The organism is Mesorhizobium sp. M7A.F.Ca.US.005.03.2.1, from assembly GCF_003997795.1.
Lineage (GTDB): Bacteria > Pseudomonadota > Alphaproteobacteria > Rhizobiales > Rhizobiaceae > Mesorhizobium > Mesorhizobium ciceri.
This window is the reverse complement of record NZ_RZRP01001265.1, coordinates 1-1,225: the sequence shown is the minus strand read 5'-3', so window position 1 is coordinate 1,225 and position 1,225 is coordinate 1. Positions and strand designations below refer to the sequence as shown.

The following is a 1,225-nucleotide window of genomic DNA, read 5'->3' as shown; positions in this document are numbered from 1 at the left end:
GCGGGAAAGGCCTTCACCTTGGTGTCCTCGATAGTCTGGATAGACATGTCTGGGGAAAACTCCTTGGGGGCAGGTAGTGATCGCAAGCGGCGCATGCGCGCCGCTTGCGATCAGGCTACGCCGATGCCTTGATCTTCAGGCTGTCGAGATAGGCGGACGGGTTGGCCGGATCGAAAATCTTGCCGTCGAAGAAGGTCTCGACGCCGCGCGACGACGACGCCGGAACGTCGGCTGCCGCGACGCCGAGATCCTTGGCCGCCTCGCGCCACAGATCCTCGCGGTTGACCTGGTCGACCAGCGCCTTGATGTCGGTGGTCGGCGCGAACTTGCCCCAGCGGATGTTCTCGGCAAGGAACCACGCATCATGGCTCTTGAACGGATAAGAGACGCCGCCCTTCCAGAACTTCATGGAGAGATCGGTGCCGTTGGCGACGCGGCCATTGCCATAGTTGATGTCGCCCTTGAGGCGGCCGATGATGTCGGCGACGGGCACGTTCATCCATTGCCGCTTGCCGATGATGGCGGCCATCTCGTCCTTGTTCTCGGTGGCCTCGCACCATTGCTGGGCTTCCATGACGGCCATCAAGATCGCCTTGGTGGCGTTCGGATATTTCTCGATGAATTCGGCGCGCAGGCCGAGCGCCTTTTCGGGATGGCCCTTCCACAATTCGCCTGTCGTGGCGGCGGTGAAGCCGACGCCCTGGTGGACGAGTTGCTCGTTCCACGGCTCGCCGACGCAGAACACGTCCATATTGCCGACCTTCATGTTGGCCACCATCTGCGGCGGCGGTACGACGATGGTCGAGACGTCCTTGTCGGGATCGATGCCGCCGGCGGCCAGCCAATAGCGCAGCCAGAGATCATGGGTTCCGCCCGGGAAGGTCATGGCGGCTTTGATTTCCTTGCCGGTCGCCTTCTTGGCGGCGAAGGCGTCTTTCAGCTTCGAGGCGTCGAGGCCGACACCGGTGCCGGCATATTCCTGGGCGACCGAAATGCCCTGGCAGTCGTAGTTGAGCCGCGCCACGATCGCCATCGGCATCGGCTGGTTGTTCTGCGTCACCTTGCCGGTGTGCATGAGGTAAGGCAGCGGCGTCAGGATATGGGCGCCGTCGATGCCGTTGGCCGCGCCGCCGAGCATCAGATTGTCGCGTGTCGCACCCCAGGAGGCCTGCTTGAGCACCTCGACGTCAGGCATGCCGAACTTGGCGAACAGCCCCTTCTCCTT

Annotated in this window: 1 protein-coding gene; it reads right to left on the bottom strand. The window is 63.0% G+C overall.

Annotated features, from left to right (window positions below; translation table 11 throughout):
* Positions 1-115: 115 nt before the first annotated feature.
* Positions 116-1,225 (bottom strand): CmpA/NrtA family ABC transporter substrate-binding protein (locus EN991_RS36875; protein WP_164769694.1); only part of this gene is annotated, 1,110 nt, incomplete at its 5' end.